The sequence below is a fragment of the Nostoc sp. 'Lobaria pulmonaria (5183) cyanobiont' genome, assembly GCF_002949795.1.
In the GTDB taxonomy this organism is placed as follows: domain Bacteria; phylum Cyanobacteriota; class Cyanobacteriia; order Cyanobacteriales; family Nostocaceae; genus Nostoc.
Genome location: NZ_CP026692.1, coordinates 2,004,066 through 2,029,905, shown reverse-complemented (window position 1 = coordinate 2,029,905; position 25,840 = coordinate 2,004,066). Strand labels below are relative to the sequence as shown.

The following is a 25,840-nucleotide window of genomic DNA, read 5'->3' as shown; positions in this document are numbered from 1 at the left end:
TTCTAGCTATACTTCTGTCCCATCTGTACTGTGAAATACCTAATTTATCTGATAGGGCATTGGGCATTCAGAACAGAGAGAATAGAAACTTATTTTAATAGTTCCTTCTTGTTCCCAGTACCCAATCCCTAGTCCCTGGTTTTTACTTAACTCCCAGCAATTCCACTTCAAAAATTAGAGTTGCATTGGGTGGAATCACGCCACCAGCACCACGAGCGCCATAACCCAATTCAGATGGGATGATTAACTTACGAAGACCGCCTACTTTCATAGTGCTAAGTCCTTCATCCCAACCTTTGATTACCTGTCCAGCACCGATTTTAAAGCTAAAGGGTTGGCCGCGATCGCGTGAACTATCAAACTTAGTACCATCTTCTAGAGTGCCCACATAGTGAACTTCAACCGTTTGTCCAGGTTTGGGAGTCGCTCCAGTCCCCTCTTTTAACTCCACATACTTTAATCCAGAGGGAGTGGTTACGGCATTAGCATCAGACATAGTATTACTCGCAATTAAGATATTGTTTTCAGTTACAGTTGTGGACGCTGGCGGCGTTTGGGTTAACTCGGCAGCAATAGCAGTATTCTGTTTACTGCTTACTTGCCCTACAACCAAAAGCACAATACACACCAGCATGAAAGCCACGCTGAGGAAAATTGGTTTCAAAATCAGTTCTCCTTACTTAAGTATCCTGGCAAAAAGATTACCAACAGGACACATTTAGTTTAAATCAGAAAGGGCATTTTAACGCCAAAGCTTATTTTCTAAATCGCGTAATTGACGCTCTAAACGGTCAATTCTACCCCTTAATTCGTCCACTTCCGACTGGCGAGCCACCCCCAAATCCTGCATCATATTTCGCATTTGCCGTTGCATTTGGACATCCAAGTTTCCCTGTTCCGACTTTAACTGCTGGGCAATATCATCTATTACTGCCTTGGCTTGCTCAGGATTGAGCTTACCGTCTTTAACTAAATCATCGCTGACTTGCCGCAGTTTTTCTGCGACTATAGACGTTGTGCCAAGACCCACCATCATTAGCTGTTGCAACCAGTTGTTGTTGTCCATACTCCCTTCCTCTTACTTATTAACCAGCCGACCCTTGCTCCTGAGTTTAGGCAATCAAGCTTCTTAAAGCGTAGTTATTCTAGCCTACAGCTCTATTTTGGCAAATTCGCAAGCACAAGGATAAGGATCAAAGGGCGTGATTATACAACTCCTCAAGTTTAAGGTTGCCCAAATTTATCTATTTTGCGATGTCACAGGCAATTCCCTATAAATTGCAAAGCTCACACTCACCCCTTGCGGTGAATGTGAGCAGTTCATGGGAAGATTTTATCTAGAAGGAGGCACAAATTAAGATAACAGCGATCGCTGAATATCCAGAATTTATAGTTAAATTTGTGTGCGCCATTTCTGAAAAGCGATCTCGTAATCCTCTGATTTACTCTGATAAACACTCCACCAATGAAAAAATAGTCCTAATCCCCATCCTAATATTGGGAAAATAGCCCAAAAATAATTAGGACTAGTGATTAAATTTAAGAGAATGAGGAATAAATTCACCGCTAAGAAAGAAACAAAGTGTGTCCAGAAGGCTCTGCGTCGGAAAGTATTAAATGTGTGTTGTAAACGTTCCTCTTCTTGTTGAGCCAACCACTTTTGTTCAGTTGTTTCCAAAATATTAGAAGAAATACTTAACTCAGATGCCATTTCTAAAAGCTGTTCTCGTGAAAATTCACCTTCCTGTTTGCGAGTGAGTGCTTTTTGCAAGATTTGTTGGACATCTTCTGAATTGTAAGTCATTTTAATTACCTTATAAGTTTGTGTGTAAATGCGCCTTTGATTTCACGAAATTATCGATTGGCTTCGTTCAATTCAATTAGCAAATGCATCCACATTTTGCGCCCAATACTTAGTGATATTCACAACAGTATTATTTTCTCACAATTGATTTAGGGCTACTGTATTTGTCAATACCTCTATAATTGCTTTGATAAGAGCGATCGCTGTTACGGCATTAAGCCAAAGATTATTAGCAAAAAGATGCATTATGCGGTATAGGAGGCTGGTAGACCTATTCCAGGTAAACACCCAACTACATTTTGCTGCCTCAATCGAGTAAACATCGCTGAAATCACTCTTTTGAATGTCCGAAAATATTAAATTTAATGGAAGATTTAAAATATCAGCAGAAGTGTACGCTACCTAGTAGTCTGTCAAGTTTGATTTGATCGGTTCGTAGTTTGTGCTTTAACGCTAACTACAAACAATCTGCACCCCTCAATTATTTCTTGACAGACCAGTACATGGGAATGCGTCAATAGAGGACTCAATCAATGGGATATGTAATTGCTACTGCCAATATGAAAGGTGGTGTTGGTAAAACCACCCTCACCGTCAACTTAGCTACTTGTTTAGCTAAAAATCATGGCAAGCGGGTGCTTGTCCTTGATTTAGATAGCCAAATTAGCGCCACACTCAGTTTGATGTCGCCTTTAGATTTTGCCAAACTTCGTAAACAAAGTAAGACATTTAGGTATCTGATAGACGAAGTTATCAATCCAAACCCACAAGCAAAACTTACAATTCAGGATATCATTCAATCCCAGGTTTGTAATCTTCCCGGACTAGATTTATTACCAGGAGATATTGATTTATATGATGAATTTGTTGTTTCAGAAATGCTGCATCAGCAAGCAACTGCTTTGGGCGAACAGGACTTTGAAACGATTTGGAATCGCTTTGAAAGGGTCTTAATTAATAACATCTTAAAGCCAGTACGTCAAGAATATGATTTTATCCTTCTCGATTGCGCCCCTGGCTATAATCTATTAACTCGTAGCGCTTTAGCTGCCAGTGATTTCTACATACTTCCTGCGAAACCAGAACCTTTATCTGTAGTGGGTATTCAACTCCTAGAAAGGCGGATTGCCCAATTAAAAGATAGTCACGGACATGAAACCAAGATAGATATAAAAATGCTAGGAATTGTATTTAGTATGTCCAGCGCTAACCTGCTCACTGGCAGATATTATAAACAAGTAATGCACCGCGTTGTAGAAGATTTTGGTGTCGAAAAAATTTGTAAGGTACAAATACCAGTTGATGTCAACGTTGCTAAGGCTGTTGATAGTTTTGTGCCAGCTGTTTTAATTGCTTCCCAATCAGCAGGTTCAAAGGCTTTCTTGCAATTAACTCAGGAGTTGTTGCAAAAGCTATAGCTCTAGTTAATCATTGATGAACAACATGATTTCTGATTTATTAAATTAGAGATATGAACGTAAAGACGTAGTATTCCTACGTCTTTACAAGGGTTTCAAGCAATGAATAATTTATTTATGGAAATTTCTATGTCTATTAAATAGGTCGCAAATCTGAACCTTTCAATTTTTACAAAGGTCTGAAGAAAGAGAATTTATACTTACTCGGCGAGAAACAAGCTACATGGAATAAATCTCAAATCCCCAATTAAAATTCTCTATTCAAGAAAACTCTTTAGGCATGAGGTCAATCTAAAATCCGAAATCCACAATTTAGTAACAAATAAGTCATCTTTTCTTAAAGTTCAGCAGTTATACGGAAGCTATAATTGGTGAGATTCAGCTATTGAGTGAAAAGGTCAGTAAATCTCACTAAGAAACAATGGTTAGTAACGATTCTGCGCGGGCACAGAACAATCAGCACTTGCTAATGCGCCTACCACGGACTCTGAGTTATCTTGAAACTTGGGGCTTCGGGTTAACTGGTCATGTTGGATGGATTGGTACTGCCCCTATCATTCATGCAGCGTTAGGGCCGAAAGCTATCTTAGTTTGGTTTTTTGGCACGATTATTTCCTTTTTGCTTAACTTGCAGGTACAAAGTCTAGGTAGGCATTGGTCAGATGTCGCTGGAGGAACACCAAACTATACCACAAGGCTATTAAAGAACTTTCCTGGCTTAGGCCGTTACCTAGCATTAGGATACTTTTTTAGCTGGGCAGCAGCACCAGCACTGTATGCGATTATTCTCACTGACTTAATTAAAGCCAATTTTCAAACATTAGGTATTTCTTGTCCAGAAACTTTCTTAAAAGTCTTATTTACAGCGATTCCATTTATTTTAGCGTTCAGTGGCACCCGTGCTTTGGCACTCCTGCATTTATTTTTTGTATTCCCAGCGATTTTCTTACTGTTATTGTTTTGTATTCAAGGCGTATTATGGTTAGCCTTCTCATCTGCTAATTTTAATTTTCTCCTAACTAGTACACATAGCGTGAGCTTCCAAGAATGGGCAAGGTGCTTTTTTCTAGCTAGTTATTCAATTTATGCTTGTGAAACCACTTCTTCTTTTGTTGCTGATAGTCGCCACCCAGATAAAACTTTAAAGTTTTTAACCGTAGCTGCTTGGTTAATTCCTCCGGTGTTTCTAGGTGGTTCTTGGGTATTAATGTGTTCTACTCAAAATCCTACAACACGTGATAATGTTTTCTTAAATCTACTAGCGGCTTCTAAGCCTTTTTGGGGTGAATCTGCCTCTTTTCTAGTAACACTTCTGATTACTATATCTTGCCTTCTAAGTTCTGCTACAGCAGTTTCTAACTCTCCTCGGATATTATACCAGCTTGCCTTAGACAGACAGCTTTCTCCTATATTTGCATTATTTTCCCGTCAAGGTGTCCTTGGCCCTGCTATTTTAGTTACCTTTCTACTGAGTTTACTTTGTCTCAATTTGGGAAATGTATCTCAACTTGTCACAGTAGCAGGCACCTGTTATCTCATGTCCATTATGGGGATACATCTGGGATTATGGGTGTGTCGGGGCAAACCATACGTGTTATGGCCTTGGTGGTCACTTGGTTTTTTCTTGTTAGAAGCAGTAGTTCTAATAGTGGGAGGTTTAGCTTGCAATTGGAGATATTTCTTAGTGGGATTATTATTACCCATTATTTTGACGATTGGAGATTTAGTGCTACGTCGGTTAAGATTTGCGCCATTATACCCAAATTGGTGGACACAGCGTTACGATACTAAGTCTAGTAGAAATAATCCAGATTTTGTAGTATTACAAGTGATTGTTTTAGTATCATTAATTTGTATTACTGCCACAATCAGTTGGGTTCTTCGCGATTTTTTAGATAGACATTCTAATAATCCTCAAAATTCTTTCCTAGCAATTTTATTAGTGACGCTTTCTTTTACAGGGGTTGCGATCGCTTGCTGGACAACCTTACCACAAATTATTGCTATTGATGAAGCACGCAAACAAGCAAAAAACCTATTTGTTAAACGTCAAGAAGCACAAGAACAATTACTGCACAACAGTCTTCACGATGGACTAACTGGATTACCTAATCAACGATTATTTCTGGAGCGGGTGCAGCAGGCAATAGAACAGGCTAAACAGCAAAATAATTATTTATTTGCCGTACTTTTCTTAGACCTAGACCGCTTTAAAGTTGTTAATGACAGCCTGGGACATCTACTAGGAAATCAACTTTTGATTGCAATTTCTCATCGGCTAAAGTCAGTTCTGCGAGGCGAAAACATAGTTGCCCGTTTTGGCGGAGATGAGTTCACAATCTTAATTCAGGAAATTGAGGATATCAACACCGCCAAACAGGTCGCCGAGCGAATTAAAAAGGTGCTAGCTTTGCCATTTCAATTAAATGAGCATCGAGTGTTTACTAATGTTAGTATTGGTATCGCTTTAAGTGGAGCAGATTATGAGCAAGCAGCGCAGATTCTACGCGATGCCGATGTGGCAATGTATTCTGCCAAATCACATGGTAAGGGACGTTATGAGGTTTTTGACCCAAAGATGCACGAGCGTGCAGATTTGCTCTTAGAGTTAGAAACTGCTCTGCGAAATGCGCTGCTCAAGCAAGAAGAATTTCGCCTTAATTACCAGCCAATTGTTTCACTGACAACTGGCAAAATTATTGGATTTGAGGCACTAATACGTTGGTATCATCCAGAACGAGGACTTATTTCTCCTCAAGATTTTATTCCCCTGGCTGAGGAAACTGGAATGATTGTTAGTATCGGGCGATGGGTGCTTTATGAAGCCTGTTACCAAATGCACAAATGGCATAAACAATTTCCTAGCTCACAACATCTAACAATTAGCGTAAATTTTTCTGGTAAACAAATTACGCAACCTGATGTGTTTAAACAGGTTAAACATATTTTGCAGCAAACTGAACTGGAGCCATGCTATTTGAAATTGGAAATAACTGAAACCTTATTGATTGATAATTTTGAATTAGCTACCACTGTGCTTTCTCAGTTAACAGCGCTGAATGTCGAGATGCACATGGATGATTTTGGGACTGGCTATTCATCCTTGAGTTATCTACATCGTCTACCAATCAAAACCATTAAGATTGACCGCTCTTTTGTCACCCGTCTAGATAGTCGAGAAGAAAATTTAGAAATTATTCAAGCGATTGTGACATTAGGCCATAATTTAAATATGTCTGTAACAGCAGAAGGCATAGAAACTGTAGATCAATTAGCACAATTGAAGGCTTTAGAATGTGATTATGGGCAAGGGTATTTTTTCTTACCACCTATGGAACGGGCAGAAGTAGAAATACTCCTTGCTGCTAACTTGTGCGGAAAAAACTTTTTAAAAAGATAAAATCTTGAGAGCAAATTCTGTTTAAAGAAACACCTTGTTAAACTGGGTGATTAATTTCACTTGACAATCTATTTTTAGTATAGTGCTGAGTGTAGCTGAAAATTATCTACGTTATCAAGCAACCCTTCTTCTAACAAAAGTTCGTTGACAAAAGTATCAATTTTGTGCCGATCGATATTTTGCATGACTATAATGTGTACCCAATTTTCAAAAATCGCTAACTGCCACTTTTTAATTAATCTTTGAGAAGGTTTTTGAAACACTACGGTATTGGAAAATTTATTGAGCATACATGGATATTCTCTGATTTTAAGTTGTTGGAAAAGATATTGGGCATTATCTATACAGGTCTTTGCTTCTTTCGCTAATCCATCATAACCTCTTGTTTGCATTGCATACCAGAGAATCAGAGGGGTATGACCGTTTCTAGAACCAAGAATTGTTGTATCTGATGAACCAATATATTCAATTGCTGTTTCAACTTTTATTACCCATTTTTTCTTGGTTAAAACTACACCGCAAGGCAAGGGAGAACCAATGAATTTAGCGGAAATAGCTATACTATCTATGGGTTTTTGAAAGTTAACTTGCGGAGCGCCATCTAGAAAGGGTAATATTAATCCTGAAAGGGCAGCATCACAATGAATGTAGTAATCTTTAATCTGATTGCGCTCTAAAATTTCGATAACTTTGTCTAAGTTATCAATTGCACCTTTAACAGTAGTCCCAATATTTAAATTGACGATCGCAGGATAATTACGATTTTCGCTAATGAGTTTTTCAAAATGTTCATAATTCATCTCTCCATTAATTTGTGAGTTAACAATATTATGTTGGATGCGGAATAGTTTTGCTGCTTTTGGTATGGAGTAATGAGAGTCTTGTGATGAGTAAAGAATGCCATCAGGGTAGATTTCTCTTGCTAAGAATATTCCATATAAATTACCTTCAGTTCCGCCAGCAGTAACATAACCCCAAAACTCATTTTCTGGAATTTTATAGAGGTGAGCAAAAAAAGATAATACTTCTTGCTCAAATTTACGAGAATGGAGACCAAAATCTGGTTCAATATATGGATCTCCAGCATTATTTAACAGAAAATTGAAAAATTTAGCGATCGCACTGTAATCACAACTTAAATTATATGGATATCCTGCATGAAACTGCGATCGCTGTTCTATTTGCAGCAAAAAATCAGCCAATTCATTAACAATTTTATTTGACATATCTCTGCATCTCTTAAATTTTGATTGAGTTAATGGATGTTTTAAACGAAATCACACGTATTAATCCATACCTTCATTTTTTATTAATAATCTTCCCTTCAGCTTTTTAATATGAAGATAATACAGGGAAAACACTGATAAATATTCAGTAATAATACCCATTTTTTTGTTGCCAAAGTATATTACACTTAGAACTTCTGTTCTGTATGAAATAACCATAATGCGTATTACATAAAATATTTTTCAGCCGGTGACTGCAACCTGATTTAATCAGATATTTAATATTGTGCTATTTACGTAATTTCTAGGACAGACTCGCCTATCCAAACGAAGTCCGCTTATACAGACTTCATCAAGCTAAAAAGGTATTTCTATTAATTAAATATGTATTAGCGCTCTTTCATCACTCTCAGAAAATAATAATCGAAGCAGAAAACTGAAACTATTACTAAATCAAGATTTGAGGCTTTATTTTCTAATATAAATTCCAAAATGCAGATAAAACTTGGAAAGTGGAGTTTCGTAAGCCTTACAGCGATTGCTTTATCCAAGAGTAATGGAAGAGGGTTAGGGACTTCCAAAAAAAATACTCAACTACTTATTGTGGGGTGGGCGTCTCTCCCGCCCATAACCAAAGGCGGGCATCTTGCCCGCCTTTGAAGTAGTAGTAACTTATTTGTTGGAAGTCCCTAAGTGCATTTAGCCTTCTGTAGGTTAGTGATTTATAGTCTGCTAGCACCGTAAGATTTTTGCTTTTAGAACTCTCCAGCTAAGGCTGCAACACACCGTTCGCAAATTAAGGGATGTTCTGCTGATTCTCCCACATGAATAGAGTAGTTCCAACAGCGATCGCATTTTTGCCCATCTGCCTTCACCACACCAATTCCCCAGTCTTCTGTCTGTGCTGTATATTCTAATCCTTGCAATCCTTGAGCAGAATCTAATAATTCCACTTGGGAAGTCAGCAATAAATATCGCAGTTCGTCAATCCCGTTACCCTTAACAGGGTTAAAGGCTTTGATAGCATCACCTAATTGTTTGTCAGGTATATGAATCAAAGCTTTCGCCTCCAGGGAAGAACCAATGAGTTTTTCGATTCTGGCTTGTTCCAACACCTTATTAACATCGGTGCGGAGTTGTCGCAGCGCTGACCAAAATTCCGCTAAATCTGAATTACGCCATTTTTCCTCAACCTGTATCCAACCAGCTTCAAACACTGATTTGTAAGGTGTTTTGTAAGGGAGATATTGCCAGATATCTTCGGCAGTATGAGATAACACTGGTGCGATCGCTCGTGCTAAATTATCTATTACTATCTTCAGCACTGTTTGACAACTGCGACGCCGGAAGGCATCTTTTGCACTGATGTAAAGCCTATCTTTGGCCACATCTAAATAAAAGTTGGATAAATCCACCACGCAGAAATTCTGCACTGTTTGGAAAAAGCGGAAGAATTGGAAATTCTCAAAGGCTTCAGTGACTTCCTCAAATACTTCGGTGATGCGGTGCAGCATATAACGGTCAAGTTCTGGCAATTCCTCAAAAGGAACTGCATCTTTTTCCGGGTCAAAATCATCCAAGCTACCCAACAAAAACCGCGCCGTATTGCGAATTTTCCCTCTAACATCATTCATTTGCTTAATGATGTTTTTGCCAATGCGGACATCGCCGGAGTAGTCAACCGATGATACCCACAATCGCAATACATCTGCACCGTAGGGCGGTTCTACTTTTTGATTTTTTCCGCCTTCAATGATTGTATTTGGATCGATCGTATTTCCTTCTGACTTACTCATCTTTCGGCCTTGTTCGTCCAAAGTGAAGCCGTGAGTTAAAACAGTTTTGTAAGGCGCAATGTCATTTACTGCTACGCTGGTAAGCAAGCTGGATTGAAACCAACCGCGATGTTGGTCAGAACCTTCCAAATAGATATCAGCAGGGTAGCGTAATTCTGGACGCTGTTGGACGACAGCTGCCCAAGATGACCCAGAATCAAACCATACATCCATTGTGTCTGTACCCCTGCGGTAAGACTTGCCATTATTACGATAGGATTCGGGTAATAACTCCTCAACTGATAATTCCCACCAAGCATCGGAACCAATTTCAGCGATGATTCCTTGGACGTGGTTGATAATTTCTTCATTCAGCAGTGGTTCTCCCGTGGCTTCGTCGTAGAAAACGGGAATCGGTACACCCCAAGCACGTTGACGGGAGATACACCAATCAGAACGTTCCGCCACCATTGGCGTAATCCGATTTTCACCTTGGGCTGGAATCCATTTTACCGTTGCGATCGCCTTTAGCGCTTCTTCTCTAAAACCCTCCACGGAAGCAAACCATTGTTCCGTGGCGCGGAAAATTGTCGGCTTCTTCGTCCGCCAATCATAAGGGTACTTGTGGGGGTATGGTTCTTCCTTCAACAAAGAACCAGCCGTACTTAAGGCATCAATCACCGCCTGATTCCCATCACCCAGCACATTCAACCCAGCAAATTGTCCCGCTTCTTCGGTAAAGTTGCCATTGTCATCCACTGGTGCAAGGATGGGCAAACCGTAGCGCTGACCAACAATGTAATCTTCTTGACCATGACCGGGAGCAGTATGTACCAATCCAGTACCCGATTCAGTAGTGATGTAATCACCGCCGACAACAATCGGACTTTCGCGGTCATATAGAGGATGACGATAAGTAGTATGTTCTAAATCATTCCCTTTGAACGTGGCTTTTACAGTTAACTCAACTCCTAACGTTGAAGATAAACGTTCGACTAAATCAGCAGCAACAATGAGATAGCGGAACCTCACCCCCTCAGTCCCCCTCTCCGTTAACAAAGAGGGGGAAGCTACTTCCTCACTCCCCCTCCCTGCTTGCGGGGAGGGGGTTTGGGGGTGAGGTTCCACTTCTACCACTGCATAATTTAAATCTGCATTTACCGCCACAGCCAAATTCCCCGGAATTGTCCAAGGTGTAGTCGTCCAGATAGCCACACCTAAATCTGACTGATATTCAGCCAACAGTGGTTTTACAACTTCCGCCAAACTTGTAACTGCAAAAGCTGCATAGATACTACGGGAAACATGACCTTCAGGATATTCCAACTCAGCTTCAGCTAAAGCGGTATGAGAACTAGGACTCCAGTGAACCGGCTTCAAACCGCGATAGATGTAGCCTTTTAAGAACATTTGACCAAACACGCCAATTTGAGCCGCTTCATAAGCCGGCTTCAGAGTTAGATAAGGGTTATCCCAATCACCCCAAATACCGTAGCGTTTAAAATTGTTGCGCTGGTCGTTTACCGTCGCTAGACTAAATTCTTTCGCTTTCTGTCGCAGTTGTAAAGACGTTAAATTTTGTCGTTCTGCTGATTTCATGTTCTGCAAAACTTTCAACTCAATTGGCAATCCGTGACAATCCCAACCAGGGACGTAGCGAACTTTACGCCCTTGTAACATTTGGTAGCGATTAATAATATCTTTGAGAATTTTATTTAAGGCATGACCGATATGGAGTGAGCCATTAGCGTAGGGAGGCCCATCGTGCAGTATAAATAATTCGCCGGGGTTATTTTCAAAGAGGCGATCGTAAATTTTATTTTCTTCCCAAAATTTTTGGATTTCTGGCTCACGCTTGATAGCGTTTGCCCGCATATCAAAGTTAGTCTTGGGTAGGTTTACAGTATCTTTGTAACTTCCTGATTCGGTCACAGTCTCATGCCTAAAATTAGGTGTGCAGGTTTTATCAATTATAGAAGATGGCATAAAAACCAAAATATGCTACTTTACCTTTTTCCAAGAGAAAGCTCCTGCCATAATCTATTGATTTGGCGGCGATAGGGCAGTCGCTTCAAATCGGCATACCTTGCATTTAGCTGCAACGCTTTTAGGCGATTAGGGGACTAATCAGCAATTTTGCGGAGGTTGAGAGTTAATCAACACAAAGTAGTATACTTCTCTGGGTTCGCCTATTACCTATCCAAAGATTTCGTTTTATTAGAAGAACATTCCCTAAGAAAAGGTCAACTATAGGACTTACGCATTGACACAAAATACATAGTAAGGCTTTAAAAACCACATCTGTCGTAGGGGCACAGCAATGCTGTGCCCCTACAGCGCGGGTTTACTGATCATCAAAGAACAATTAATAAAGGCTGAAACGACCTATTTTCGTGAAACATACTATGATTAATTTGTACAGTGCGTAAGTCCTAAACTATTGCAAAAAATAAATCATTTTTTTTGAGTTCTAAATAAGTTATTTATGTTTTAGGTGTAATTCACGGAATTTTATTTAAGTACACTGAAAATTATTCCTAGTAAAAAACTAGACATAAACAACATTTTTTAATTGGATCTCCACCAGCTTACTATCAATAAGAATTTTTGAAGGAGTAAATTAATTATGACTAGCAAGTTGTTGCTAAGTAAGTGGAGGCGAAACTTCAAACTGTATCTCCCCTTTGTATTTATTGTAACACTACTGGCTGGAATCATCTTTTCCAAATTGAGTTTAACTATGGCTGCTGATTCGCGGCTAGATCCAAGAACTCAACCGAAGTTCATCAATTCGCTGCCGTCTCTAGGGAGAATAGATGCTACAAAGGGTGGTCACTTCGATGTAGAGATGGGAGAAACTAAGCAATGGCTTGGACTATATAGCAGTCCTGGTGCAGATGGCATATATGGTACAAAGGATGATGCACGCTTGAATACAACAGTTTGGGGGTATGGCTTAAGAGGGCAAAAGGCTGTTACTTACCCAGGTTCCACATTCGTGACACGAAAAGACGTACCGATTGAAGTGCTGTGGGACAACAAACTACCCAAAACCGGACATATTTTTCCAGTAGACAAAAGCATTATTTCAAAATCGGTTGAAAACGCTCTCCAAAAAGGGCTTGTACCTACAGTGACACATCTGCATGGTGGTCATACTGAGTGGACTAGCGACGGATATTCCGAAGCTTGGTTTACTCAAGATTTTTCCCAAACCGGACCCAGTTGGGTTAAAAAGAACTATAGTTATGCAAATGACAACAGGCGGGCAGCGACACTTTTATATCACGACCACATTCTCAGTAACAATCGTTTAAGTCTATACGCTGGTCTTATAGGCTTCTATTTGCTGAGGGATAACAACGAAATTAATTTAATTAATCGCAACATTTTGCCTAGTGGCGACCACGAGAAAGAACTCATCATCCAGGATCGAGATTTCACTGCCAAGGGTCAGCTTTATTACCCACCTGGTTCAAATTATCCAGATGCTCCATATCCAAGTGTAGTGCCAAATTTCTACGGTAATTTCATCCTAGTAAATGGCATGGCATGGCCAAAGCTGGCGGTTGAACCGAGAAAGTACCGTTTACGCTTGGCAAACGGTTCAAATTCGCGCTTTTACAATCTGAATTTCAACGACTCAAAGGAAAAGTTTTACGAAATCGGCACTGAGCAAGGCTTATTAGAAAAACCAGTCGCACTTGACAATTTAGTTCTGGCTCCAGGTGAACGCGCTGATGTGATTGTTGATTTCACTGGCGATGCGGGAAAAGAGTTCATCATCAGAAATTTCGATGATAAAGCTGATTCTGAGCTTACAGGTCAGATAATCAAGATTGCGGTCGAGCAACCCCTTTCAAATGTTCCAAATGCGATAGTTGATACTAATGAAAGTGATGGACTGACAACACAGTTGCTACCTAATAAGATTACACCTCCTGCTCAAACCGGACAAACTCGGCAACTGGTTCTTTTTGAAAATACGGATGAATATGGTCGCAAGCTCCTAGAGCAAGGTACATTGGCAGACGGCTCATTGCGCTATGACGAGCCAATTACTGAGAAACCAAAACTCGGCACAACTGAAGTTTGGGAATTATACAACACGACACAGGAGCCACACCCCATTCACTTGCACTTGGTTTCCTTCCTGATTCTAAATCGACAGAATTTTGCTGGCAGTGCAATCCCAGTTATTAAAGACCCTCGCAAGACTAAGCTATTTCTACAAAGCGCTGGGCTAATCGGCAATCCTGAGCCTCCACCACTTTATGAGAAAGGTTGGAAAGACACTGTAGTTGTTTACCCAGGTGAAGTTGTTCGCATCATTGCCACTTTCGACAAACCAGGGTATTATCTCTGGCACTGTCACATTTTGGAACACGAAGACTTCGATATGATGCGACGCTTTGAAGTTGTGGCAACTCCCTAGTACCGCAAGGCGGAAGTCAAAAATCAAAAGGTTTGTGAATTAAGCTTTTCAGACATTTTGGATGGTATGTTTATTTACGCCGTGCTGTATTAGTGGTCTGTCCCATTAATTCTGAGAATTAAGAGAACGAACCGCAAAGACGCAAAGAGCGCGAAGTTAAGAGGTAAAGAAGAGAAATTTAAAACTGATTTACCTATCAAAACTTTTGGGACAGACCATTAGTAGTTTGCCAATCTAGAATTGCTGGGTGAGGGGAGCAGGGGGTAGGGTGTATGGAACTGGAGAAAGTCTCACTACACCCCACAGCTTCTGACTTTTCCACATACCGTGAAAAGTCAGGTTTAGTCCCCTTTGCTTGCAATCAAAAGATAAAGTGAAAGGTGCAGGATTTATTGGAGGTAGTAATGGCGCGTAAACGCTTGATTATCGAGATGGGGATGGGAATAGATCAGCATGGACAAGAACCGACAGTAGCAGCATCTAGGGCAGTACGGAATGCGATCGCTCACAATGCCTTACCTGGTGTTTGGGAAGTTGCAGGTTTAAGTCACCCCAATCAAATGATTATAGAGGTTCAAGTAGCAGTGCCCTATCCAGAACAAGTTAGGGAAGAAGAGGTACTCGCTGTACTACCATTTGGGCGCAAAACTCTCACCGTAGAATCTGGAGGGATGGTAGTTCAAGGGCGGGCGATTCCTGAACTCAACGATAAAAATGACGAAATGTTGATTGCGATCGCTGCTGTTACAGTTCTAATCGAAGATGAGTAGCTGAGGTAATTCCTCTAGAAACAGCAAGTTATAGAAAAGTTATTAAGTTATTCGCCCGCCGACTTAATTTGTGTAGGGGCGATTTTTAATTGTCAAGTATATTTGCTGATTACTTGATCAAAAAGCCTCATTTCTTTATAAAAATACCTGTTTACTTTCTCAAAATACTTAAATGCTTTCTCAAAATGACCTTTGACTTATTCAAACCCCAGTTTGCTTTCTCATTTGGGTGTTTTCCGCAAGCAAAATGAGCTTTGACTTACTCAAACCCCAGTTTGCTTTCTCATTTGGGTGTTTTCCGCAAGCAAAATGAGCTTTGACTTACTCAAACCCCAGTTTGCTTTCTCATTTGGGTGTTTTCCGCAAGCAAAACGAGCTTTGACTTACTCAAAATGCTTGAATGCTTTCTCATGGTTAATTTTTGAAGTTTCACTCTAGAAATGTTCTATCTCTGGGACTAAAAATTTTCTAATCCAAAAGTATAAAATAATAGAAACCTGGAGAAAACTATGTCATTAGAAACAGAGACACTACAGGCGACACCACCAACTTCTACTTTTGAGAAACTTGAGGATAAGCAAGAATTTGACTGGAGGCAATGCTGGTATCCCGTCACCTTTGTAAAAGACTTGCCTGCCAATCGCCCTCATGGCTTTTCCTTGTACGATGAACCTTTGGTTTTATTCAAAAACAAAGATGGACAATTTATCTGTTTAGCAGATCGTTGTCCTCACCGTACAGCTAAACTTTCTGATGGACAAATTATTGACGGCAAAATTGAGTGCTTATATCACGGTTGGCAGTTTGGCAGCGATGGTCAATGTCTGCACATTCCCCAATTAGCAACAGATGCAAAAATTCCAGTCAATGCTTGTGTGCCATCCTTTAAGGTTGTGGAACGCCAAGGTATGATTTGGGTATGGGCTGGCGAAAAAGAAACTGCTGTTGATGAAATTATTCCAATTTTGCCAGATTTAGATAAGTCAGGATTTGTGTGTGCAGACTTTATATTGGATCTGCCTTATGACCAAACATATCTAGTAGAAAACGTCATCGATCCTGCTCATGTTGCTATTAGCCATAGTGGCACTAGAGGGGGTGGTAATCGGAAAAATGCCCAACCGCTAGAAATGGAAGTGCTAGAGAATTCGGTTCAGGGGGTTAAAGGCAGGTGGCGGGGAGCTAACAAATCAAATGAAGCCTGGAAGTATATTGATTTTGTTGCTCCAAGTCTTGTGCTAAACACTGCTTATATTGAAAAAAAAGATTGGACATTTGGACTAGCTTTGTATTCGATTCCTTTAGGTAAAGGGCGATGCCGTCTTTTAGCTAGAGGTTATCGTAATTTCATGACTTGGGGAGTCAAGCTGAGGCCGCGCTGGCTCGATCACTTAAATACGAACAAAATATTAGAGCAGGATTTGCCTCTGATTGCAGGACAACAGGCAGAAATTGAGCGCTTGGGAAGAAGTCTCAAAGAATTATATTTGCCGTTGAAAACATCTGACACATTAGTGATTGAGTACCGCAAGTGGCTAGATAAATTTGGATCGTCTTTGCCTTTTTATCACGGCTATTCCACGTGGAAAAATGTTGAGAATGACGAATTGAATTCAAAGCCGGTTTTGCTAGACAGATTTTCGCGACACACACTTATTTGTAGTTCTTGCAATCGAGCTTATCAGGTGACAAATAGGGTCAAACAAGGTTGTATAGGGGTAGCGATCGCTCTAGCTGCTGTAGCAATACTTGCAGATGATTATAGAATCAGAATCGCAGCAATATCAGTTTCCATAGCAGCAATTGTCATGTCTGTTATGGCTCATACACTCAAAACTCACTTTCAGCACTCTTACACTCGTCATTAAAATAGCTACTGGGAACATTTTGTAGTAAGCACTAAAGTGCTTACTACAAATTTTTCATTACTAGCTTAGAGATTGTACCGATACATGTGTAGTAAGTTTGCTCACCTTAAACGATTTGCTCAAACCTCAAGTCTTGTTAAGTCACAATCGAGTTAATGGCTTTGCGCTAAAGTAAAAATATTGGGATAAAAATCTCTGGCAGTAAGTTCAATAGACCAATAATCTTTACCACTGCGGCGATCATGTCTCAAGAACATAACGAATCACTCCAAATTCAGGAGATCACCAAACTCAAACCGAAACACTTTGCTGATTTAGTCAGATCGGCACAATTGGTTTTCGACCCTACAGCCGGAGTTTCGGGAAGAACTATCACAGTTGACTGGGAACAATTTGGAATTCCCCGTGAAGTAGCGGACAATCTCAAATCACTTGGTCAGCACTACCAGTATGCATCTCCTCACATCCCTGTTGAAGACATTTGGAGTAAATTAACTCCAGAAACTCGTATTTGGTTCGTTAAAAATAAAGATCGGTTGTGGCAGCTTGAAGAAGCTTTCCCAGCCCTTGACGAAGATTGAAGAAGGCAGAAAGAGAGTAAGAGGTTGGAATTTAGATAAGACTTCTATACGAGACCGAAGATTTTAGTGAAGGACTTTAAACTCTTCCTCCCTCTGCTCACAGCAGGAGACAGAGAGTAGCATTCCGCCTATCTTCTCCCTTCTGCCTCTCTCTACAAGGATAAGCAAAAACTGCGATCGCAAGCAAATAGCGAATATTGACATTACTAGTTGCAAAGTCCTTAACTCTATTGGTCAACGACTACTTAGCATTTCTCCAGGTTACGGTTATACTGCAATACGCTTGGGTTAAGGCTAAAACTCTTTATCAAAGTCAACTTTTTTAACGAACCGCAGAGGCGCAGAGAAGCCAGTGCGCCCTTGCGGTTCCCCGACTTAAAGCAACTGGCGCGAAACAGAGAGAAGAGAAAAAATGCTTAACTGAACTGTATTGGGTTATACTGTTATCATTGCTGTCTCTACTGGTCAGCTAAATCTACTGAGTATTATTTTATTCAGTTTAAGAATCGTAGCAAATTAGTACAGATTAAATTGAGACATCCTTTAGCTGGAATGTTTCAAGGTATTTTATTGTTTTCTTTTTTCTTTCAGCAAGAGATATATTAATTACAACAGGCTAGTACCGCAAGGCGGAAGTCAAAAGTAAAAAGTAAAAAGTAAAAAGTATTATGGAATAAGCTATTTAGGGCTTTTCAATGGTCTGCTTATTTACGCCGTTCTGTACTAGGAGTAATATCAAGTCTGGGTAATTACAGTTTAATAAGTAATTAAGCAGACATGATGAGATAAGGGATGGTAACATCAGGGAGAAACCAATCTCCAATAACCAATAACTAATATTTGAGGAGATTTAATGTGTCTAGCCGGAAATTATCTTTGTTACTAAAACTAATAATTATTATATTGGTTACTGGTGCTAGTAGTTTAGGTATCAGCTTGCTTTTAACCACAAGCGGATTTGAGCATTTGTTGGGAATTATCAAGCCAAAAAGCGAGAGTGCTAAAGCGAGTCATAACAAACTGATGAGTGCAGATGCACAGAATATAAGTCCAGTCAAAAACCAGATGAATGAAGTGCCAAAGGCATTTCAGGGAACAATCGTTTATCAAGGGAAACTAAAAGCAGATGAGAAAGTTATTGCCCTAACTTTTGATGATGGCCCCGGCCCCAAAAATACGGCACAGATTTTAGAAATTTTGAAGAAAAATGATGTAAAAGCCACATTCTTCATGATCGGGCAAATGGTGAAATATTTTCCCCAAGTTGCCAAGCAAGTGGCTGCTGATGGTCACGTAATTGGTAATCACACATGGCATCATTGGTATCGCCACATGGACTTAGCTACTGCGGCTAGTGAAATCGATCGTACAGCAGAAATCATCTACAAGACTACTGGAGAGAAAACTACTTTATTTCGTCCTCCTGGGGGCTTTCTGAATAATGGACTAGCCGAATATGCCAAAAACGAGAAATACGCTGTCATGATGTGGTCAGAAGAATCGGGAGATGCTCAACGTCGTTCGCCTCAAGTTCCAGGACTAGTCAAAAATGTGCTGAAATATGCAAAACCCGGTGCAATTGTATTGATGCACGATGGCGGGGGCAACCGTTCCAAATCTGTCAAGGCTTTACCAGAAATGATCGCAGCTTTAAAGGCCCAAGGCTATAGATTTGTGACAATTCCCCAACTACTAGAAATACAAGCCCAAGAAAAAAGTGTGGAAACAGCAGCATCATCTGTGGTAACAAATCAAGAACATCCAAACCAACAGCTTAATCATCAGTGATATCCTGTCCAGGTAATTAGTTAGTTTATTGGCCAGCAATGCGATGTGTCGGCTAACAATGCAATTGTTTCGACTAATACCAATTCAATTAATGATTGCAATACATCCTTCGGTAAAGACGCGATTCATCGCGTCTCTACAAATGATCTATTTGTCGTTTCAAATTGGTATAACAATGCGATTGTTTCGACTGACAATGCCAATGCACCAATCTAAAATCGGGTTTCATACTCAACTTGGAGTTGATTTTCATCCCCCAAATCAGTTGAGCCTCGCATCAGAATTTCGTCATTGACTCGATAGAGGACATTGTAACGGAAAGATTCATCGCTAGAAAGAGCGCGTGATAAAGAGGCAGAGAAATTTTTACTAATATCAAACACACCTTCCGCTGATAAATTAAGAATTGAAGCTCTTGATGTTTTTGATTCTTCATTAGTAATAGATGGAGTCGGAAATATCCGAAATTCACTGAAACCAACAGCCTGTCCGATCGCAGTGATAGTTCCTTGTAAACCACCTAAAATGGTAGAACTAGCGAAATTAGTCAGCCCTTGGCCTGCATCTGCTTGACCGAAAGAACCCAGAATTGAGCCACCCAGCAAAGCAACTATTTCTCCCTTACTACGGCTAGGTTCGCTCGTCAGTTCTAGATTCTCACCCAATTTACTAGCTGGCCCGTCCACCCTAGCTTGAACGGTAACACTACGTAGAGTCCCAAAGTTGTTTACAGAAACATCGCTGACTTCAGAAGACAATGGTGATTCTAAAGTTTGAGTGTTCCTTGCTGATGCTTCTGGTACAATTGCCGTCAGTCGGACATCCAAAGTCGGGTCAAGTCCAAGACTAGGAATAAACCGCGCAGTTTGTTCATAGCCCCGCGCCAAGGTGAACTGAGTGGAAAATAAGCTCAGTCCTCCTCCTGTCAAACGAATGACTCCTTCAGGAAGCGGTTTAGCTAATGTACCATTAATGGTCAAGTCACCTTTAGCGTCAAACCTCAATAGGGGCTGACTCAATGCCGCTCCTCCTGGTACAAAGCTGAGTAGGGACTGAGTTGTAACCCGAATATCTTTGCCTAAAATCAACTTTAAATCTGCAAACTCTACAGGTAAATTGGGTGGAGTTGCGGCGCTAGTGCTTCCATCCACTGTAACTACTGGGTTAGCGTTATTCTCTGCTGTCGGTGTGACATTAGGGTTAACCTCTTGTCTATCTAGATTTATGACCTTAGTATTAGCATCTGCTGTAGCTGCTGATTTTTTAGCAGTAGTAGGCGATTTGCCAATAATTACCTGACCATTACTCAGTTGAATCTCTCCACCAATTACAGGTTTTAAGGCTGTACCGCGAATCACGACATCGCCACCAACACCACCTTCATACAGTCCTGCAAGCTTAAAATTGAGTTTGTCTGCTATTGATACTGTCAGGGGATTCGCTGCGGCTTGTTGAGCATCAAAAATTGGCAAGATGCCTGATGCAGTTACTTGCCCTTGATTGTAATTACCTTGGATATTTTCAACGCTTATCGTTCTACCATTAAATAGTGCTGTTCCTGTGACATTCGTTAAAGGATCGGATAAGGCTTGAGCGCGAAAAGTTGCATTATTAAGTGTGGCGTTGCCGTTGATAACTGGTTCGTTTAAAGTACCTCGAACATTTAAATCTACTTTTCCTTGACCGTCTACCCAAGCGACTTGATTATTGGTAAGCAGATTTAAGAGTGCCAATCCTTCATTTTGCACATTGGCGTTGATGCTGATTTGATTGCTATCCGGTTGCACTTTGGCAAAAGGCAAAGGAGCTGGTACGCTACCTGTAACGGCAACTGGCTGCGTTCCTGTTACTAGTAAGGTACTATCAAAATTCAAGCGAGCTTTGTTGTAATCAAAGTTCACCTGTCCTGTTTGTACGGGTTGTTTATTAAGGGTCGCATTCGCTAGCGCCACTTTCCCTTGAACTCTGGGGTCTTGCAAACTACCTGCTAAAGTGGCATCAGCATTTACATTACCAGTGATATCTACGGGGTATTTTTCGATAAAAGGTTCTAAAAGTGATAAGGGCAGACTGGCTACATTCAATTTTCCAGATAGTTGCTCAGTTCCTAACTGTCCTGAAAACGCCACCAGTCCTTGATTTATCCCCACACTCAAGGGCGAAAGGGTGACGATACCATCGGCAAAAGTGCCTTGAGCAACGACTTGATTGATGGAATAATTACCCCATTGCCAGTTAGCACCTTGGAAATTAAAGCCAACATTCAACCCAGATTTTAACGAGCCATTGGCTGTAATTGCTCCGCTTAAAGCACCTGTTAATTCTGCAAGGCTGGGCAAAGATGGTGTTTGTTTTGTTTCAGCTTGCTGTTTTTTGGCGATCGCTGCTGTAATATTCGAGAAATATGCTAACTGTGTTTTCAAATCTGCATCGGGCAAGCTGATAGACTCAGTTGGAAGCGCTTCTGCTCCAGCTAAGGTTGGAGGTTGTAATCCAGTACCAAGGTCTTGAAAATCGAAGATATTAAACGCTTGTAAAAGTCTCTGGATTTTGGCTTGGGCAAAATTAGCTTGGAATTGAAATTGCGGGTCATTCCCTGTTTGCACATTACCACTAAGGGCGATGTTGCTATCGCCAATCCGTAATTGACCATTAGCCAAGCTAGCCGTACCATCGGCATAATTGATGCTGCCGCGAAATTCATCGGCTGCAACTCTGGCAACACGAGGCCCTGCGATCGCCACGTCTCCCGCTATGGCATAATTATTCAGATTGACAACTAAATTACCCGATAATTGCCCCGCCAGTGGTTTCAATTGATTGTTAGGTAAAAAGCCACCAACAAGAGCGATGGGAAACTGTTGGGCGTTGATGAGCAAGTTATCTCCCTCTGTTCTACCTGTGGTGACAGCCTCATCGCGTTTAACTAAAAATGAAGTTGGACGATAATCTGCACCTAAATTAAGGGCAATCCGATCTTGTTTCCCAGCTAATCGCAGACTTCCCCCTTGTCCCCCTTGAAAATTCACGTTTCCGGTTAGAAGTGGGTCAAACGCCAAGTTACTCACATTGAAATTCCGCAACCGGATATTCCCATTAGCTTGCGGTACATCTGGAGTACCTGTAACTTTTCCATTAAAATCCAGTCGCCCTGCTATTGCTACGTCACCAGGAACTTTAAAGCCAGTATTTTGTAAGTTGAAATTCTGCGCCAGTACATTTAAATCAAATCCGGCAATTTGGGGTGCGCCAGTTGGGGGAGACTGAATAGCGATCGCACCATTAGCACTCAATCCTGAGGTACTTGCGTTTTCAACTATAATCTGCTGTCCATTCCACTGAAATTGTGCAGTCAGCGGTTTTGCCAGCTGCGCTACTCCTTGGGGAAGGCTGATTTCTCCGGCGGCGCGAATATCTGCAAGCTGGAAAGATTGGGTTGTGCCTGCTAACTGAATATTACTATTCAGCCGTCCTCGCAGTTGTGGTGAGAAACGGCTGAGTTGAATTTGAGAAGTCTTCACAGATCCTTGCCAGCGTTGTTGTGCAATTTCACCTTTGGCCCTGATTGTCCCACCTGCCACGTTCACAACCGCATCGGGAAAGACGATATTTTCTCCTTGTTTGGTAACAACAATTCGTCCGGTGGTGGGATAGGTGGCACTAGGCGCTTGCACCCGTGCTACTGTTTGCAGATTGCTGAGAGTGCCGGAAATATCGGCATTTGCCGAGACATTCCCAATGGTGATCGAGGGTGAGGAATTGTAGGCTTTAGCGATCGCATCTCCTGGTATATTTTTTGCTTGCACAATCAACGCCACCCTACCTTGAGGTGCAAGCTGAACTCGTCCGCTAGCTGTGACTTGCCCTCCCACATCTGGATTTGCTTGAGAGCGAGAAACATTAACGTTTAACGGTGTTCCCAGAGAACCAGAAATTTTAGCGTTCGCAGATATACTACCAACATTAATGGGAGTGGAAATACCGTAACCTTGAGCGATCGCATTTCCTGGGATACCTTGAGCTTGAATATCTACGCCTACCTGACCTTGGGGAGCGAGTTGAATTTGACCATTGGCTGTGATTTTCCCCCCGACTGGTGGCGTTACCTGAACATTAGAAACATCAAGTTTCAAGGGCTGTTTGCGAAGTGAGCCAGAAATTTGGGCTTTTGCTGAAACATTGCCAACTGCGATCGGTAGAGTAACGCCATAGCTGCGTGCTAGTATATCTCCTGATATCCCATCAACTTGAGCATTAAATATTACCCCATCTTTGGTTCCCAGATTAGCTTGACCGCCGCCTGTAATTTGACCACCAGCTGCGGGGACTATTTTCAGATTGGAGACAGTAAGTTGAGACGCAGTTTGAGATGCATTCAAGCGGAAATCAGTATTGACAGTTTTAAATTGAACGCGGTCAACTTGAATCGGTTTTGTATTATTTACTGTACCACTGACGACGGGTTGCTGAAGTGCGCCTAGTATTTTAACATTTGCTTGAATTTCGCCACTAGCTGGGACTGACGAATTTACTTTCAGGGTATCTAAGATATTTTTCGCACTAACTGGTTTGATCTGAGCAGAGACATTAAAACCTGTTTGAGTATTAATTGTTCCATTAGCCAGAATGGGAACTTTGCCAAAGTTCGTACTCAGATTATCTAAAGTAACTGTCTGACCCTGAAATAGAAATTTCCCATTAAAATTAGAAATCGGTTGAGGAATATTTTGAATTTTAGCGGTGATTTGATTAGCTGTAGCTGTTCCCGTAATTGCGATGTCTGATAGTTTGGGTGGAATCTGAACTCCTAAATCAGCATTTAAATACCCAGCTTGCAGAGCGATCGGTAATTGAATTAATCTAGCGATCTCAGATGCTTGTAAATTTTGTGCTGAAAGTTGGAGGTTAGTTTGTTGAGCTTTTAGTTGGGTTTCGCCAACGATTTTAACAGCGCCTCCCCTGATGAGTTGAGTATTGAAGTCATAACCGATCCTTTGATTTCCATCTGAAAATCGGGCAATACCACCAACTTGATCTAATATTACTGAGCCTTTCGGTTTAGTTGGTGCAGTGAATGGCATCAACTCTATATTGCCATCTTGAATTTGAAGTGACTGCAACTCAGTTTGAATAAAACCTTTTCCTTCCCCAGCCTTAACTTGGGCTGTCACCCAACGACCATCTTTATCCTGTTGAACATAGACATTGGGTTGAACTAAAGTGACATCTAATACCAGTTTTCGGCTAAGAAGGAGTTGCAACGGCGAGAACTGCACCTCTAAAGCTTTTGCGACCACCTGATCTTGATCGCTGGCAGTTGCTGGTATCGATAAAGAGCTAAATCTCAGACTAGAAAGCGAAAAACGTTCAACGTTGCCAACTTTTACTGAACGCCCCAGTAATTGCTCAAGATTTTGCTGCACTAACGGTGCTAAATCTTTGTATACATAGTTTCTAGCCCACCAAGCACCAACTATAATTCCAATTAGCAAAACCCCACCCAGAGCCAAACTGGTACGTCCTAAAAGCAGGAGCCACAGACGACGATTAGATGGTTTTTGATTGTTTTCTGAATTTGGCGATCGCGTCATGATTGTTACCAATACCAGTACTTTTTTCTGGAGTGAGGCGAGAGACAGGTTAGTTGCAGTTGTATAACCAAGTTACAAAATATGGTTTCACAATATCATGACTTACGCAAGAACTTTGTGGCAAGCTGCTTCTATTTTTTAGGAGAGGCTGCGCCAAGAAGACGCATTTGCAGTGCATCTATGTTGTTTTATGATTTTGTGTAATTCCTCAATCTATTTCGATTAATAATTTGTTGATTATCAGATATTATTTTTGTTGGTTTTTAGATTTTGAAACTTTGCTGGTATTAGGAAAATTATTTATAACTTCCTAAATTTGAACAGTGTTTATTTTAAGGAAATTCTATAATCATTTAAATTGATATCTTTGAGATATATTTTATTTACTTAATATCGTTTCTTTGTGAAGTTGCATATATTTACCCCATAGCAACAAATTACTAACAAGATTCCCGACTTCTCTAAAAAGTCGGAAATCTGAGCTTTTCTATTTCTCCTTTGCAAACCCAATCAATCATTATCAGCTGGGTCGTCAATCATTTCCGGTACTAAAGCTGGGTTACTTCTACGTTCTTGTGGTGATTGCTCTCGAATAACATCGTCTATTCTCGCAGGGTGTTTGATTTTGTCCAGTACCTCTGGACTTAATTGTGATGGATCACCTTCTGGATTAGACTTTTCAGCTTGACTAGGAACTGTTTCCTTATTCATAACTATTTCCCTAAACCCTAATTATATGCCAAGCTTAAGTTCTTCTATGGTGGGCTACACACTATCTTGGGACTTAATTTCACATAACGGTAGGTGAGAAAGGCGATCGCTCAACGAAACAGAATAAAGGTGTCAGTCGCCAGAATTCAGAATGAATTTTGAACGAAAGAGCGGATAGCGCAGCCTAAAGCCTTCTCTGTCTCCCGCTCCGCTCCTGAATTGTGGTTTTTGGCTAACCCAGAGAGCTATGTCATGAAAGCTTGATATTATTGCCATTGCTCAACACTGAAATCAAGACAAATGTTATGAAATCATGACAATTAGATCCCAGAAGGGCTGATAAATTCGTGAAACAGGCAAAAACCTACTTCTTACCCCTTGATCCCTAGATATGCTTAGTGGTTAATATAGACTTAACAAACAGAAATCCTCCGATCCCAAAGAAATGCTGATTTCGGCATTATAAGGAATTG

The 25,840-nt window shown here is 40.8% G+C and carries 14 protein-coding genes; 7 read left to right on the top strand and 7 right to left on the bottom strand.

Going from position 1 to position 25,840, the window contains the following annotated elements; translation table 11 throughout:
• Nucleotides 1-142: 142 nt before the first annotated feature.
• The 3 genes from NLP_RS08710 to NLP_RS08700 form a co-directional block, all read right to left on the bottom strand.
• A complete protein-coding gene (locus NLP_RS08710; RefSeq protein ID WP_199784785.1) occupies nucleotides 143-664 on the bottom strand; it encodes an FKBP-type peptidyl-prolyl cis-trans isomerase in 522 nt (173 codons plus the stop codon).
• 78 nt (nucleotides 665-742) lie between these two features.
• Nucleotides 743-1,066, bottom strand: coding sequence for a phasin family protein (locus NLP_RS08705; RefSeq protein WP_104906051.1), 324 nt, complete (start codon nucleotides 1,064-1,066; stop codon nucleotides 743-745).
• A 327-nt stretch (nucleotides 1,067-1,393) separates the two neighbouring features.
• Complete coding sequence (locus NLP_RS08700; RefSeq protein ID WP_104906050.1) at nucleotides 1,394-1,804, bottom strand: 2TM domain-containing protein; 411 nt, start codon at nucleotides 1,802-1,804, stop codon at nucleotides 1,394-1,396.
• 533 nt (nucleotides 1,805-2,337) lie between these two features.
• Between NLP_RS08700 and NLP_RS08695 the strand changes: the two genes are divergently transcribed.
• The gene (locus NLP_RS08695; RefSeq protein ID WP_104906049.1) at nucleotides 2,338-3,222 is read left to right on the top strand and encodes a ParA family protein; all 885 of its coding nucleotides are present in this window, start codon (nucleotides 2,338-2,340) and stop codon (nucleotides 3,220-3,222) included.
• Between the two features lie 421 nt (nucleotides 3,223-3,643).
• Complete coding sequence (locus tag NLP_RS08690) at nucleotides 3,644-6,622, top strand: EAL domain-containing protein (RefSeq protein ID WP_104906048.1); 2,979 nt, start codon at nucleotides 3,644-3,646, stop codon at nucleotides 6,620-6,622.
• A 74-nt stretch (nucleotides 6,623-6,696) separates the two neighbouring features.
• Here NLP_RS08690 and NLP_RS08685 read toward each other — a convergent pair whose 3' ends face one another.
• Both NLP_RS08685 and ileS read right to left on the bottom strand, forming a co-directional pair.
• Nucleotides 6,697-7,848 (bottom strand): histidine decarboxylase, encoded by a 1,152-nt coding sequence (locus NLP_RS08685; protein ID WP_104906047.1) that lies wholly within the window; start codon nucleotides 7,846-7,848, stop codon nucleotides 6,697-6,699.
• A 755-nt stretch (nucleotides 7,849-8,603) separates the two neighbouring features.
• Nucleotides 8,604-11,555, bottom strand: coding sequence for an isoleucine--tRNA ligase (ileS, locus tag NLP_RS08680; protein ID WP_104909814.1), 2,952 nt, complete (start codon nucleotides 11,553-11,555; stop codon nucleotides 8,604-8,606).
• Between the two features lie 808 nt (nucleotides 11,556-12,363).
• Between ileS and NLP_RS08675 the strand changes: the two genes are divergently transcribed.
• From NLP_RS08675 to NLP_RS08655, 5 genes are all read left to right on the top strand, one after another.
• Entirely contained in the window at nucleotides 12,364-14,058 is a 1,695-nt protein-coding gene (locus NLP_RS08675; RefSeq protein ID WP_234017254.1) for a multicopper oxidase family protein, read from the top strand.
• A gap of 404 nt (nucleotides 14,059-14,462) precedes the next feature.
• A complete protein-coding gene (locus NLP_RS08670; protein WP_199784784.1) occupies nucleotides 14,463-14,828 on the top strand; it encodes a Lin0512 family protein in 366 nt (121 codons plus the stop codon).
• Nucleotides 14,829-15,337: 509 nt separating this feature from the next.
• Nucleotides 15,338-16,696, top strand: a complete 1,359-nt coding sequence (locus NLP_RS08665; protein ID WP_104906044.1) for an aromatic ring-hydroxylating dioxygenase subunit alpha — start codon at nucleotides 15,338-15,340, stop codon at nucleotides 16,694-16,696.
• A gap of 242 nt (nucleotides 16,697-16,938) precedes the next feature.
• Nucleotides 16,939-17,277, top strand: a complete 339-nt coding sequence (locus tag NLP_RS08660; protein ID WP_104906043.1) for a hypothetical protein — start codon at nucleotides 16,939-16,941, stop codon at nucleotides 17,275-17,277.
• Between the two features lie 855 nt (nucleotides 17,278-18,132).
• The gene (locus tag NLP_RS08655; protein WP_104906042.1) at nucleotides 18,133-19,065 is read left to right on the top strand and encodes a polysaccharide deacetylase family protein; all 933 of its coding nucleotides are present in this window, start codon (nucleotides 18,133-18,135) and stop codon (nucleotides 19,063-19,065) included.
• A 212-nt stretch (nucleotides 19,066-19,277) separates the two neighbouring features.
• Here NLP_RS08655 and NLP_RS08650 read toward each other — a convergent pair whose 3' ends face one another.
• Together NLP_RS08650 and NLP_RS08645 are read right to left on the bottom strand one after the other, a co-directional pair.
• Nucleotides 19,278-24,656, bottom strand: a complete 5,379-nt coding sequence (locus NLP_RS08650) for a translocation/assembly module TamB domain-containing protein (RefSeq protein ID WP_104906041.1) — start codon at nucleotides 24,654-24,656, stop codon at nucleotides 19,278-19,280.
• 510 nt (nucleotides 24,657-25,166) lie between these two features.
• Complete coding sequence (locus NLP_RS08645) at nucleotides 25,167-25,367, bottom strand: hypothetical protein (protein ID WP_104906040.1); 201 nt, start codon at nucleotides 25,365-25,367, stop codon at nucleotides 25,167-25,169.
• Nucleotides 25,368-25,840 lie beyond the last annotated feature (473 nt).